This window comes from Cryobacterium sp. TMT1-19, from assembly GCF_004403055.1.
GTDB classification, from domain to species: Bacteria; Actinomycetota; Actinomycetes; order Actinomycetales; family Microbacteriaceae; genus Cryobacterium; species Cryobacterium sandaracinum.
On record NZ_SOHB01000067.1, the window covers coordinates 14,338 to 27,781 of the forward strand.

Annotated in this window: 10 protein-coding genes; 3 read left to right on the forward strand and 7 right to left on the reverse strand. The window is 65.0% G+C overall.

The window, feature by feature from the left end; genetic code table 11:
• Positions 1–52: 52 nt before the first annotated feature.
• The 5 genes from E3T40_RS15105 to E3T40_RS15120 form a co-directional block, all read right to left on the reverse strand.
• A complete protein-coding gene (locus E3T40_RS15105) occupies positions 53–1,282 on the reverse strand; it encodes a type II secretion system F family protein (RefSeq protein WP_370287947.1) in 1,230 nt (409 codons plus the stop codon).
• Positions 1,282–2,682: a type IV pilus twitching motility protein PilT gene (locus E3T40_RS15110; protein ID WP_134544595.1), complete on the reverse strand. Its 1,401-nt coding sequence runs from the start codon at positions 2,680–2,682 to the stop codon at positions 1,282–1,284. Before E3T40_RS15110 ends, E3T40_RS15105 begins: the two co-directional genes overlap by 1 nt.
• 19 nt (positions 2,683–2,701) lie before the next feature.
• On the reverse strand, positions 2,702–4,372 hold the full coding sequence (locus E3T40_RS15115) for a GspE/PulE family protein (protein WP_134544597.1): 1,671 nt from the start codon (positions 4,370–4,372) through the stop codon (positions 2,702–2,704).
• Between the two features lie 272 nt (positions 4,373–4,644).
• Positions 4,645–4,782 (reverse strand): hypothetical protein, encoded by a 138-nt coding sequence (locus E3T40_RS16455; protein WP_166786659.1) that lies wholly within the window; start codon positions 4,780–4,782, stop codon positions 4,645–4,647.
• Positions 4,779–5,324, reverse strand: coding sequence for a hypothetical protein (locus E3T40_RS15120; protein WP_134544600.1), 546 nt, complete (start codon positions 5,322–5,324; stop codon positions 4,779–4,781). Before E3T40_RS15120 ends, E3T40_RS16455 begins: the two co-directional genes overlap by 4 nt.
• Positions 5,325–5,497: 173 nt before the next feature.
• Here E3T40_RS15120 and E3T40_RS15125 point away from each other — a divergent pair, with 173 nt between their 5' ends.
• The 3 genes from E3T40_RS15125 to E3T40_RS15135 all read left to right on the forward strand — a co-directional run bounded on the left by E3T40_RS15125 (position 5,498) and on the right by E3T40_RS15135 (position 9,656).
• Positions 5,498–6,952, forward strand: a complete 1,455-nt coding sequence (locus E3T40_RS15125) for a DUF222 domain-containing protein (protein WP_134544603.1) — start codon at positions 5,498–5,500, stop codon at positions 6,950–6,952.
• Positions 6,953–7,256: 304 nt separating this feature from the next.
• Entirely contained in the window at positions 7,257–8,504 is a 1,248-nt protein-coding gene (locus E3T40_RS15130) for a glycosyltransferase family 2 protein (protein WP_134544606.1), read from the forward strand.
• Between the two features lie 36 nt (positions 8,505–8,540).
• Positions 8,541–9,656, forward strand: coding sequence for a PilZ domain-containing protein (locus tag E3T40_RS15135; RefSeq protein ID WP_134544609.1), 1,116 nt, complete (start codon positions 8,541–8,543; stop codon positions 9,654–9,656).
• A gap of 72 nt (positions 9,657–9,728) precedes the next feature.
• On the opposite strand, the gene E3T40_RS15140 is transcribed toward E3T40_RS15135, so the two are convergent.
• Together E3T40_RS15140 and E3T40_RS15145 are read right to left on the reverse strand one after the other, a co-directional pair.
• Positions 9,729–12,623 carry a bifunctional diguanylate cyclase/phosphodiesterase gene (locus tag E3T40_RS15140; RefSeq protein WP_134544611.1) on the reverse strand — a complete coding sequence of 965 codons (2,895 nt, stop codon included), beginning with the start codon at positions 12,621–12,623 and terminating at the stop codon, positions 9,729–9,731.
• Between the two features lie 84 nt (positions 12,624–12,707).
• Positions 12,708–13,364: a hypothetical protein gene (locus tag E3T40_RS15145; protein ID WP_134544614.1), complete on the reverse strand. Its 657-nt coding sequence runs from the start codon at positions 13,362–13,364 to the stop codon at positions 12,708–12,710.
• Positions 13,365–13,444: the final 80 nt, after the last annotated feature.

Below are 13,444 nucleotides of genomic sequence, written 5' to 3' on the forward strand. Positions count from 1 at the left end.
ATCCCGCGTACAGGGGTAACCTCTATCGGCCATGCCCCCAGTGCGGGGGTGACTATTTGACGAGCGTCGCAATCGTGAAGATCGGAAGGTAAAGGGCGACGATCATGCCGCCGACGACGATCCCCAAGAAGGCGACCATGAGCGGTTCGATCATGGCAGTGAGCTGCTCAGTCGAAGACTCGACCTCCTGGTCGTAAAAGTCCGCGATCTTGTTGAGCATCTGCTCCAGTGATCCGGAATCCTCACCCACCGAGATCATCTGAGTGACCATGGTCGGAAACACCGGCTCTTGTGCAAGCGGCCCACCGATCGAATGCCCCTGACGTACTGAGTCAGCGACTTTGACCAGCGCCTGTTCTACGACCCAGTTTCCGGAAGTTTCGCCCACGATATGCAATGCCTGAAGAATCGGTACGCCGGCTCCGATCATGTTTGCAAAATTGCGGCTGAATCGCGCGACGGCAATCTTCTTCAGCAGCTGGCCAAAAACGGGCAACTTCAACTTGATCGGGTCTAGGAACTTACGTACCTGGAGGGTGTTCTTGTTTCTCGGCCACCATACGGCGAAAGCAATAGCGCCAAGGGCGAGGACCGGCCCGACCCACACCATCGAACGAGACAAGTAGACAAGCATCATGGTCGGCAGCGGTAGTTGCCCACCCAACCCGTCAAACATTTTCTCGAACACTGGAACGATGAAGATCAGCATCCCAACCACCGCCAACAGGGACATGATCAGCACGATCACTGGATAGGTCAAAGCAGATTTAATAGTTCCCCGCAGCTTGACTTCCTTCTCAAAGTTCTCGGCAATCGACTCCAACGAACCTTCCAGAAAACCGCCCGTTTCACCGGCCCGAACCATGTTGACCATCAGTGGCGGAAAGGACTCAGAGTGCTTCGCCATTGCATCCGAGATAGAAACGCCGGTCTCCACGTCGTCCCTCACAGCGACGAGAATCTTAGTGAGAGGCTTGCTCTCCGTCTGTTCGGCAAGGATATTGAGCGTTCGGAGGAGGGAAAGCCCAGCCCCGATCATGGTGGCCATCTGACGACTCATGATCGCCAGATCTTTCAGACTCACGCCTCTGCTGAAACCGGGAATATTGATTTCTCGGCTCAGCCCGCTTCCCTCCGGCACTACGACCATGGAGATTGGCGACAGTCCCATTGTGCGGAGGCGCGACATTGCGGCGCCTTCAGAAGCGGCATCCAGCCGTCCCTTGACTGCCTTACCAGCAGCGTCGCGGGCCTTATAGGCGTAGGCAAGGTTGGTGGGCACTATCGCCCCCTGGGCGAGTAGGAGTCGCCGAAGTCGATGCCGCCGGCCGACATCGGGTTAGCAGACGACTCCATCGGGTCGACCCGGCGAATCAGTTGGTTCAGGCCCTCAAGGTCCTGCGCCTTCTCCTCGGCCGACGCGCGGGTGATCAGACCCGCGTCAACGAGTTCAGCGAGGTGCTGGTCCATGGTGTGCATGCCCAGCGCGCGACCTGCCTGCATCGAAGAGGCGATCTGGTAGGTCTTGCCCTCGCGGATCAGGTTGGCGACCGCCGACGTGGTGACGAGCACCTCGGTGGCGACGACGCGGCCACCACCCACCTTCTTGACCAGGGTCTGGCAGACCACACCCTGCAGGGTGGCGGCAAGCTGCGCGCGCACCTGACCCTGCTGGTGCGGCGGGAACACGTCGATCACGCGGTCGATGGTCTGGGCCGCGGACTGGGTGTGCAGGGTGGCGAAGACGAGGTGGCCGGTCTCTGCCGCGGTCAGGGCCACCGAAATGGTCTCCAGGTCGCGCAGCTCGCCGATCAGAATCACGTCGGGGTCCTGGCGCAGCACGTGCTTGAGCGCGGAGGCGAAGCTTTTCGTGTCGTGGCCGACCTCGCGCTGGTTGACCAGCGACTTCTGGTGCTTGTGCAGAAACTCGATCGGGTCTTCGACCGTGACGATGTGGTCGGCACGGGTGCGGTTGACCAAGTCGATCAGGGCCGCCAGGGTGGTGGACTTGCCCGAACCGGTGGGCCCGGTCACCAGAACCAGGCCGCGGGGAAGCTTGGCGAACTGACCGACCGTCTCGGGGATACCGAGGTCTTTCAACGGCTTGATCTCGCGCGGGATCAGGCGGAACGCCCCGCCGATCGAGTTGCGCTGGTAATAGTAGTTGACGCGAAAGCGCGCGCCGCCGGCCGTATACGCGAAGTCGAGCTCGAGCTCCTCCTCGAACTGCGCGCGCTGCTTCGCCGAGAGGATGCTGTAGAGCGCAGAGGTGACCTTGTCACCCATCCACTTGCTCGCGCCCTCAATCGGCCGCAGGCCGCCATCGACACGAATGCTCGGCGGCGCTCCGACGGTGATGTGCAGGTCGGAGGCGTTCAGGTCGAGAACCTCGGCCAGGGCGTTCAGCAGGTCAAGGTCGGAGACCTCGTTGTCGCCGGTGCGGTTGGCACGGGCGCGGCGCCCGGTCGTCTCGACCGCGCCGGTGTCCACCGGGAGGACCGTTGTCGCCGGCTGCGCGGCATCCGTCACATCGACGAACTCGAACTCCACCGAGTCAGGAGCGGCCGGCGCGGCATCGTGCTCCGTCGGTTCGGCACCACGACGCTCGGGATCGCCGAGGCTCCAGCTGCCCCCGGCGGCCCCAGGAGACGTGACCGGAATTTCATAGATGGGCTGGCTCATGCAGATATCCCCTTTTGCACTATGCGACCACTCGCAAGATTTCTTCGATCGATGTCAAACCCATTTGGGCCTTGGCCCAGCCATCCTCGCGGAGGGTGATCATGCCCTGTTCGCGCGCCACCCGGCCGATTTCAGCGCTCGATGCTCGGGCCACGGCGAGCCGCTCGATCTCCTCGGTCACGGTCATCACCTCGTGCACGGCGATGCGCCCCCGGTAACCGGTCTTCGAACACTGCGTGCAGCCGACCGCCTCGAAGATCGTGGGCAGCGGGCGCTCCGGGTCGAACGCGAAGCGGAGGCGCGTCAGGTAGTCGACGGTCAGAACGGATGGCGTCTTGCACTTGTCGCAGAGCCGGCGGGCCAGGCGCTGGGCGACCACGCAGTCCAGGGCGGAACCCACCAGGAAGGGCTCGATGCCCATTTCCGTCAGCCGGGTGATGGCGCTCGGCGCGTCGTTGGTGTGCAGGGTGGAGAGCACGAGGTGGCCGGTCAGCGAGGCCTCAATGGCGATCTGCGCGGTCTCGTGGTCGCGGATCTCACCCAGCAGTACGACATCCGGGTCGCTTCGCAGGATGGAACGCAGCGCACTCGCGAAGCTGAGACCCGCCTTCGGGTTCACCTGCACCTGGTTGATGCCCGCCATGCGGTACTCCACCGGGTCTTCGACCGTGATCACGTTGATCTCGGGGCGAGCGACCGCACCCAGGGTCGTATAGAGCGTGGTCGACTTGCCCGAACCGGTCGGACCGGTGATCAGGATCATGCCGTAAGGCTTGGAGTAGGAGGTCTTGTAGGCCTCGAAGTTGTGCTCGAGCAGGGCCAGCGCGCGCACGTCGAGAGTCGTGTTCGAGTTGTCGAGAATTCGCATGACGACCTTCTCGCCCCACACGGTGGGGAGAGTCGCAACGCGCAGGTCGATCTGACGGCCGGCATGGCGCACGGTCATGCGGCCGTCCTGCGGTTTGCGCCGCTCGGCGATGTCGATATCGCTCATGATTTTGAGCCTGGAGATAACACCGTTCTGGATGCTCTTGGGTGCGGTCTGCATCTCGTGCAGCACGCCGTCGATGCGGTAGCGCACCCGCAGGCTGTGCTCGCCGGGTTCGATGTGGATGTCCGAGGCCAAGTCCTGGATGGCCTGGCTGACCAACAGGTTCACGAACCGCACGATTGGGGCATCGTCGTCGATGGAGTCCGAGACTCCGAAAGAGGAGCTCTCGGTGGCGGCGTTCTCTTCCTCGAGTGTGGAGGTGAGGTCGCTGAGCTCGTCGTCGGCGCGGTGGTAGCGGGTGATAGCGGCGAGCAGGTCGCTGCGCTCGGCGACAACCTGGGTGACGCGCATCCGTGATGCTTCGCGCACGTCGTCGACGGCGAAGACGTTGCCGGGGTCGACCATGGCGAGGATGAGGCGGCCGTCGTCGACGGCGATCGGGAGCACTTCGTGGCGTTTGCAGACGGCCACCGGAACGAGAGCCACGGCGAGGCGATCGACCGGGTAGTCGATCAGCTCGACGAAGGGCAGGTTGGCTTGCTGGGCCCGAGCCTTGGCGAACTGTACCTCGGTGATGACGCCCTTGGCGACGAGGGCGCGGACGGCGCTCTCATCGGCGGGGTCGCCGGCCATAAGGTGGTCGAGCTCCTCGATCGGCAGCAGACCGTGCAGGATCAAGATTTCGGTGAGGCTGGCCACGCGATCCTCTCGAACAGGCTCGGTAAGTAAGTAACGGATAACGCTATCTCGGGGGCAGGGAATCCGGCCAGACCCACAATGAGGGGGACACGGTTCGAAAAAATGCCTCTGTTCAGTGATCCTAACGGGGCGGGGCTTCGACCCGACATCGACACGACATCGACACCTGCTCGAAACGGTCTGGACGCCCATCCAAAGGTTGTCGATGATGTTCTGTGTGTAGCCCAGCGGGCCGGCATTCGTGTACTTCGTGGCGAGCCAGATGCCGCCCCTCAGAAAGTGGGACTCACCGAAAGCGCCGTCTGCCGTGTCGTCTGGATGACGCAGCGGCGGCCCTCCGACTGGGTGAAGCGCTCCAGTCCGTTTGCGACGAGCCGGGCCTCCACCGCGGCGCTCTGTTCCGGGGTCACCCAGACCACGGTGGTGATGATCCCGGTGTCGGATCCCCGTACGGGCTCGCCCAGACGCAGGTCAGGTGGTCGAGAACGTCGATCTGGACGCGCAGCTCGGCATCGTCGGTGCCGTGGGACACGCCGGCATCCGGGTCCTGGCTCCAGACGGGGTTCAGGGTCAGGTCGCCGAGCGCCTCGACCATGGCCGGGCTGTGGAGCTGCGTGCACGCGGTCGGACGTGGAACGACCGGCGCCGCGGTCTGCCCAGGTGCGGATTGCGTCGGCTTGAGGGTTACCGGGGGCGTGGTGGTGGTCGGAGAACCCGTAGCGGTGGGTGCGTTGGTCGGGGCGGGCGTCACGGTGGCGGTTCCGGTGGTCTCGCCTGGGCCCGGGAAACCCTCACCGCTCCGCCAGACCACTGCCACCACGAGGATCACAAGGAGTGCGGCTCCGAGGACGGCCAGCCCGGTCCAGGCCCGGCGACCGGCTGCCGGCCGGCCCGACGTCGGGGGCTCATGCCCGGCGGCGTTCTCGTTCTCGGGCGCATTCTCTGGCCTCATCGGCACATCCTCCGAGGTTGTGCCCTCCACCATAGGCGGGGTCTCCATTGAGGCAACCGGCGGCCTTGCACGGCTTCGGAGCGGCCGGAGTTGGTCAGAGATATATTCGATTATTCCTGTAATTTATGTGAGTAACTCTCGACACTAGATGCGGGCTGGGGTATTCTCTTAACATGACAAACCTCGCGGAAGACCTCAGGCAGGCGGTCGATGCCGTGGCCCTGCTGGGCTCGTCATGCGCTGACTTCGCGGCCCTTCCTGATGCCGAGGTGTTGGTCGGTCAGAAGCGAATCGCTTCGATCCGCCGTCTCGTCGATACCTATGCCGCCTGGATGGCGGCGACCATCGCCGAGCGTTCCCGACCGGAGCTCGGGCACTCGGGCCTGGCGGCGCAGCAGGGGTACCTCTCGCCGGTGGCCCTGATCCAGAACTCGACCGGCTCGTCCAAGGGCGACGCCTACAAGCTGGTCGCAGTCGGCACCATGATGGCCGATGCCGAGGCGGCCGACAGGCTCGTCGAGGCGGCGCTCTCCTCGCCCGACAGGGATGCCGCCGAGGTCGCCGAATTCGAGGCGAAGGTGCCGTGGCAGGCACCGATCGCCCGGGCCGTCACCGCCGGAACCCTTTCCGTCGACGCGGCCGAGTCGATCCGTGCGGGGCTGGGCGAGATCGACGCCTCGGTCACCGCCGAGAAGCTCGCGGTGGCGCTGGAGGCGCTCCTGGCGGAGGCGTCGTCGCTGAATGCCGATCAGGTGTTCAAACGGGCGAGACGGATGCGCGACCGGCTTGACGAGGCAGGCATCGCCGCCCGGGAGAAGCAGGCCTCCGACGACCGCTACCTGCGGGTCTACCGGCTGGGCAACGGCAACGTACGACTCAGCGGGCTGTTTGCCCCCGAAGACGGCGAGTTCATGCTCTCCACGTTCGACTCGATCACGGGCCCGCGCCGCGGCGGGGTGCGATTCGTGGACGCAGAGCGGGCGGCCTGGGCCAGGAGGATGCAGGAGGACCCGCGCAGCACCGAGCAGATCGCCGCTGACTCTCTGGTGCAGCTGCTGAAGATCGCCGGCGAGGCCGACCCGGGCCGGGTCTTCGGCGGGCGCCGCCCCTCGGTGCGCGTGATCGTGACCGAAAAGGCGCTCAAGCCGGAAGCAGACGCGCAGGAAGCAGAGGCGCGGCAGCCGGCCGCACCGGCCGGCCACGGGCAGATCGAGGGCAACCCGGTCCCGATCTCGCAGGAGACCATCGACCGGCTGCTCTGCGACACCGGGACCCGCGGCATCAAATTCGACGACAACGGCCAGATCATCAACGTCGGCCGCGACGAACGACTCTTCACCGAGAAACAGCGCGCCGCAATGGCGGTACGCGACGGCGGATGTCTCTGGGTCGACTGTGAGAAACCGCCAGCGTGGGCAGAAGCGCATCACATCAACGAGTGGCTCAAAAACAACGGGTATACGGACCTCGCCGACGGAGTGCTGCTGTGCCACCCCCACCATTTGCTGCTGCACAACCAGCACTGGACGATCAGCCGCACCGGAACGCAGTACTGGCTTGGGCCACCGGTCGAGGTCGATCCAGAGCAGACGCTGGTGGCGTTGCCGAGTAAGAGGTCGGGCCTGTAGTCCAGTCACACTTCTCGACGACGGACAATGCGTCAACGTCGGCCTCGCGCAGAGCCTCTTCACCGAGAAGCAACGCGCGGGAATCGTGGCCCGCTACGTCGAATGCCGCTGGCCCGGCTACGAACGCCCACCCGCCTGGACCGAAGCCCACCACCTCGACCAATGGCTTGCAGACTCCGGCGGCCCTGCCCGGCAAGAACGCCCTCCTGCAATCACCAAAACCCCCGAAAAACCGAAAATTCTGATGCTCACCGATTCTGAACCAGCACTGTCAGGTTTTCCCTAGGAACGACCAGGGGGCTGCATGATGATTGAAAATTGGCACTGGATGCTTGTCTATCCGGCCTTGATTCTGGTCGTGATGGAAACGCTTTGGATCGGTTCCCGCCGGCGCCCCGGCTTCGGGCACAAGACCGCCATCGTGATCACCATTGTCGTGCGAATCATCTACCTCACGTGGCGCGTGATGTTCACCATCCCGTCCGACGCCTGGTGGAACACTGCGACCGGCATTCTGCTGTTGACGGTCGAAGTACTCGGATTCGCACAATCGCTGGCGGTGTATGTCACCCTCTGGACCCCATACGCCGGGCGCACTGTGCCGTCGCCGCCAGCAGACGAGCTCCCGCGGGTCGACGTGTTCATTGCCTCCTACAACGAGCCCGTGTCAATGCTCCGGATGACCATCGCCGGCGCCGTGGGCATGCGCTATCCGACCGACGGCGTTCGCGTTTTCGTCTGCGATGACGGCGCGCGTGAGGAAGTGCGCCAACTTGCCGAAGAGTACGGGGCCATCCATCTCATCCGGCCTGACCACGCTCACGCCAAAGCCGGCAACCTCAACAACGCGCTTGGGCGGAGCGACGGGGACCTGATCGTGACCCTGGACGCGGACATGGTTCCCCGGCCGGACTTCCTGGAGCGCACCGTCGGTCGTTTTCAGGACCCCGAGCTGGGCTTCGTCCAGGCGCCCCAAGCGTTCTACAACGAGGACCCGTTCCAGTACAACCTGTTCTCCGGTCAGGCTTTGCCGAACGAGCAGGACTTCTTCATGCGTACCCTGCAGGCCGGCAAATCACGCTTCAATGCAAGGATGTACGTGGGGAGCAACACGATGTTCCGCCGCTCGGCTTTGGAAAGCGTGGGCGGATTTGCAGTAGGTGTGATCACGGAGGATCTCGCCACGGGCCTCCTGATCCAGGGGGCCAAGTACCGGACCGAATTCGTGCCGGACATCATTGCGGCCGGGCTGGCCCCGGAGAACCTGGCCGACATGCTCAAGCAGCGTGACCGCTGGTGCCGCGGCAACATCCAGACGGCCCGCAAGTGGAACCCACTGACCCTGCCCGGACTCACACTCATGCAGAGGTGGCTCTATTCCGATGCGGTCGTCTACTGGTACTTCGGGGTTTTCAAGCTGATCTACATCATTACCCCGCTGCTCTTCCTCCTCTTCGGGGTGGTCGCCCTGGACACGAGCGTGGAGGCCCTGCTTATCTTCTGGCTGCCCACCTATCTCTGCGTGATGCTGTGCTTCGCCATCATCGTCTGACGTCGCCGGAGCCATTCCTGGAGCAACATCTACGAATTGGCGTTGACCCCCGCCATCGCGCTCTCCGCGGCAGCTGAGACGCTGGGCCTGCGAGTCAAAGCCTTCAACGTCACCCCCAAGGGCGTTGGCCTGAAAGAACAGGTCTTCCACTGGCGAATCGCGCTCCCCCACCTGGTGCTTCTGACCCTGGCGGCCGTCGGCCTGGTGCGAGGAATCTTCCTCAGCCCGGAACTCGCCAACACGAGCGCGCTATACATCAACGTCTTCTGGTGCCTGTACTTCGTGGTCGGCCTGGTGCTGGCCGTCACTCTGTGCGTTGAGCGTCCACGCCTTCGGTCAGCCGAGCGCACGCCGATGAGTACACCGGTGACCGCAGCCTTCCAGAATTTTGGCGCTCACCCGGGTGAACTCGTCGACCTGAGCCTGATGGGGACACGCATATCCATTCCCTGGTCGGAGCGGCTCGACCCGAAGGGCTTCGCCTCCAAGGCATCGTCGGTCACCGCTCTTCAGATCCCTGAGGTCGGCGAACTGCCCGGAATAGGCAGCTGGATCGTGAACTCCTCGGACGGTGTGACGATCGGCTTCCGTTTCGATCCGCTCACCCCGGAGCAGACCGTGGACCTGGTACAGGTGATCACCGAATCACCGAACTGGGTCCGGGGAGACGAGGAGGAGAAGGCCTACCTCGCCACTGCCGGCTGGCGTGCAGTACGTGGGGCCACAACGCCCACGCTTCCCTGGCGGCGCGCCCAGGTTCGGATGGCTACCAGCTCGTCGGCTGTTCTGCATCTCGTCACCCTCTTCGAGCGCGGCCCAGCTCTCGAACTCGCCCGGGAACGTGAGGCCGCGTTCGCCGTCGACCGCGTGCCCACCGCCGCGGCGGGAGGGCTGGCACTCGACGTCGTCGATCATCCGGAAGTGGAATCCCTGGATCGGGATCCCGGGGCGCTCACGGCAGCGGTCGAGGACATCGGCTTCGGCGGGTGCCGCCTATCGCTCCGCCACCGTCTAAAACCGGGAGCGCTCGTCATCGTCGAGATCCCCGGAAGCCTGGCACAGCCGGAGGTGGCCGAGGTGCGGTGGGTGAAACGACGCTGGGTGGGCTACGAGGCCGGCCTTCAATTCGACCGGGCGAACCCGACGGGATAAGGCCGAGCAGTGGCACTCTCATAGGGCGGCTGCGACATCACCCTCCGCCCCAGGCACCGCAGAGCGCCAGGGCTAGTGGGCGAACTGTACCTCGGGATGCACGGACGGCGTGGGCTTGGAGAACAGATAGCCCTGGCCGAAGCGGCAGCCCATGGATCTCAGCAGGTCCCGCTGGCTCGTCGTCTCGATGCCCTCGGCGACGACATCCAGGTTCAGGGAATCGGCCAGACGCAGGATTCCCTCCACGATCGCGCGATCATGATCGGAGCTCTCGACGTCGCGAATGAACGTCAGGTCGATCTTGAGCAGGTCAACCGTGAACGCGCGCAGGTGGGTGAAAGACGAATACCCCGTGCCGAAGTCGTCGATGGCCAGCCGCACGCCGAGGCTCCGCAGTTCCTGGAAGGTCCGGGCCGCGGAATCGATGGCGTCGAGCACCGCGCTCTCGGTCAGCTCCAGCCAGAGCTGTTCCGGCGGCAGACCCGACTCGGCGAGGGCCCGCTTGACGACGTCACCGAAGTCATCCTGCACGAATTGCCGCGCGGACACGTTGACGCTGACCGCCATCCCCTGAGCCAGCCCCGTGGCCGCCACGCACGCCTGGCCGAGCACCGTCGATCCGATTCCCTTGATCAGACCCACTTCCTCGGCGAGAGCAATGAAGTCACCCGGCATCACGAGCCCGCGCTCGGGCCTCCGCCAGCGTGCCAAAGCCTCGGTCGCCACCACCTTGTGGTCCTGCAGATCCACGATCGGCTGATACCAGGATTCGATCTGGCCCAGTTCCACCGCGTCGCGCAGGGCCAACTCGCTGTCGAGCCGCTGATGGATGCGGTACCGCAGGTCGTCGTCGAAGACCTCGTACCGGGCGCGCCCGCGGTCCTTCGCCAGGTACATGGCCTGATCCGCATTGCGCAGGAGCAGTTCGGCATCGTCGTGCCCGAGGCCGAAAGCAATCCCGATGCTGGCGTCGACGGATGCCGACTGGTCGCCGATCGTGATCGGCCGCGCGATGGCCGCCTGGATCGAATCGGCGATCCGGTGCACATCCTCGCTGCCACCGACATCCGGGCAGATCACGACGAACTCGTCGCCTCCGATCCGGGACACCGTGTCGCCGGCCCGGATGCTTTGCCGGAGGCGGATGGCAACCTCGTTCAGCACTGTGTCACCGGCGTGGTGCCCAAGGCTGTCATTGACGAACTTGAACCGGTCGAGGTCGATGAATAGCACCGCAACGCCGCGACCCTGGCGCGACGCCTGCAGAAGCGCCTGCTTCAACCGGTCGAGCAGTAGCAGACGGTTGGGCAGGTTCGTCAGCGGGTCGTGGAATGCCAGGTGCTCAACCCGCGCCTCGGCCAGGCGTCGGGCGGTGATGTCCTCCAGCTGGTACAGCAGTCCCCCGGCCTGGTCGCCCTCGAAGATCTCGGCGATGCTGACCTTGACCCAGGTTTCCTGATTGCCTTCGCGGCGCATCCGTCGGTCGATGCGTTGTCGGGTCGACGGACCTTCCAGGGCAGCGCTCTCCGACTCCTCATCGTCACCGTCCTCAGCCGGCATGAAGATCGTCTCGATATGGGCGCTGACGAGCGGGTTCTGGTGACCCGCCAGTTCCAGGAGCCGCCTGTTGGCGGCCACTACCTGTCCGTCGAGCGTCACGATAGCCGTTCCCAACGGCGAGGAAGCGAAGGCAGCCTCGAACCGGGCCGCGGCGGCCGTAGCCGCGTTCTCGGCCTCACGCTGCGCGGTGACATCGGTGACGCTGGCCAGGTGCCCGATGATGCCCTTCTCATCACGCATCGGGGCGGTGTTCACCTGCACCCAGTTGATGTGGCCCTCAGGGGTGCGGAACCGCAGGGTGGTTTCGTAGGGCTTGCCGGCTGCGGCGCTCGCTTCCCAACTGAGGAGCACCCGTTCCGCGTCGTCCGGATGGAGCGCGGTGGCCCAGCCGTCGCGGCGCGACTGACTCTTCGTGAGGCCGCTGAGTGCCAGCCACTGGTCGTTGGCGGACACGAGCCCGCCCGCGGCATCCATCTGCACGATTCCAACGGGTGCGATCTTGATGAGGGTGTGCAGCGTGTCGGCCGTCTCCGCGAGCTGGCGGGTTCGGTTCTCGACCGTCGCCTCCAACGTGTGGTTGGCCTCAGCGAGAGCCTGCATCGCGCCATCACGCTGACGATCGAGGTCACGCAGCCGGCGGGCAGCGACCCACGCCAGCACGCAGCTGAGCACTGTCATGCCGAGGATCAGGATGGCGACGCCGAAGGCCGTGTCGTACCAGCCCTGGCGCTGTCCCCACAGCCGCAGCCAACCGAGGATGAACGGTCCCAGAACCAGGAATGGAATGACCTGGCGGAGGAGCCGACCCGCACTGCCACCGCCTCGGAAGAGGCCGATCAGACCGGCATCGGGGCGCTGAATCAACAGGGCCGTGGCGAGGATTCCGACGCCCAGGGCCGTCTGCCAGGCCATACTCGTGTAGCCGCCCAGCGAATACAGCGAGGAGACGCCATAGGCATAACCCAGGATCGCGACCAGGCTGACGCCCAGAGCCGCGAATGCGAAGCCGAGCATCACGGCGGATCGAGCGGCCCGGCTGGCGATGACGGACGCACCGAGCAGGACCAGCGCCACCGACGTGGACGGCGCCATCCGCTCCGACCGCCCGCCGAAGTCGATTCCCGGCAGGAGCACATCGATGCCGAGTGATCGGCCGACGACGAACTCCGCGATTGTGAGGGCGCCAATCATCAGTGCCAGCAGACCCAGGGTCACGGTCAGCCTGCGACGATCGACGGCCAGCACGGCAACCGCCACCAGCACGAGCCCCAGGGCTGCCATCGGCTTCATCGCCAGCAGGTCGCGGAGCACGGGCGGCAGGGCGCCCGCTCCGACGTACCAACTGACCAGCACCAGGAGACCCATGGCACCGACTAGCGCCCCACCAAGCTGCCCGACCAACCGCATGCTGTTCCTCTGCTCCCGAAAAGCAGGTCTGCCGGTCGTTGCTTCTACCCTACTTTGTGCGCGGATTGCGGATATCCCCGGCGACTACTCGTCGGCCCACACGTTGGCGATGATGTCGTGCGTGTAGCCGTCCGGTCCGGTATTGACATATCTAGTGGCCAGCCAGATGTCGTCGCGAAGAAAGTGCGACTCACCGACGAGTTCACCATCCTCGGTTGTCTCGATGAGGCAACGCATTCCGCCGAGTTCCTCGTAGCAGTTCATTCCTGCGGCGGTCAGCCGGCTTTGAATCTGAGCCGACTGTTCCGGGGTCACCCACACCAGCTCCGTGGTGAGTCCCAGGCCGGACCCGCCGTTGGCGTTCGCCCACACGCAGGTGAGGCGCTCCCCGGCAGCGTCGATCAGGGCGATCAACTCCGGGTCGCCGGACCCGCGGTTGACGTCCGAGTTCTCCTCAGCGACCCAGGCCGGGTTGAGCACCAGGTCACCGAAAGCGGCCACGATCGCCGGGCTGTAGAGCTCATCACAGGTCGACGGATGCGGCCCATCCGTCGTGGCCGTCGGAGCAGGCACACTCGCGAGGGCCAGGGGAGCAGGGGACGAGTGCGGCTGCGGCCGCCCGACCGCCTCTCCCTCCGGCGCGCCCGCGCCGCCCCGCCAGACAATGAGCAGGACAATGAGGGCGATGACCAGCAGGGAGCCGACGGCGCCGAGGAGCACCCACATCCGTCGACGCGTCATTGCCGAAGCGGACACCGGACCTGCACCCATGCGATACCCCCAGAAAGATTCTGGACCAGCCTATCGCGGGTCTCGACAGG

Coding starts and splice junctions, on each gene's coding strand:
- E3T40_RS15145 (WP_134544614.1), bottom strand. CDS start 13,364: ATGACGCGTCGACGGATGTGGGTGCTCCTCGGCGCCGTCGGCTCCCTG.
- E3T40_RS15110 (WP_134544595.1), bottom strand. CDS start 2,682: ATGAGCCAGCCCATCTATGAAATTCCGGTCACGTCTCCTGGGGCCGCC.
- E3T40_RS15120 (WP_134544600.1), bottom strand. CDS start 5,324: ATGAGGCCAGAGAATGCGCCCGAGAACGAGAACGCCGCCGGGCATGAG.
- E3T40_RS15125 (WP_134544603.1), top strand. CDS start 5,498: ATGACAAACCTCGCGGAAGACCTCAGGCAGGCGGTCGATGCCGTGGCC.
- E3T40_RS15140 (WP_134544611.1), bottom strand. CDS start 12,623: ATGCGGTTGGTCGGGCAGCTTGGTGGGGCGCTAGTCGGTGCCATGGGT.
- E3T40_RS15130 (WP_134544606.1), top strand. CDS start 7,257: ATGATGATTGAAAATTGGCACTGGATGCTTGTCTATCCGGCCTTGATT.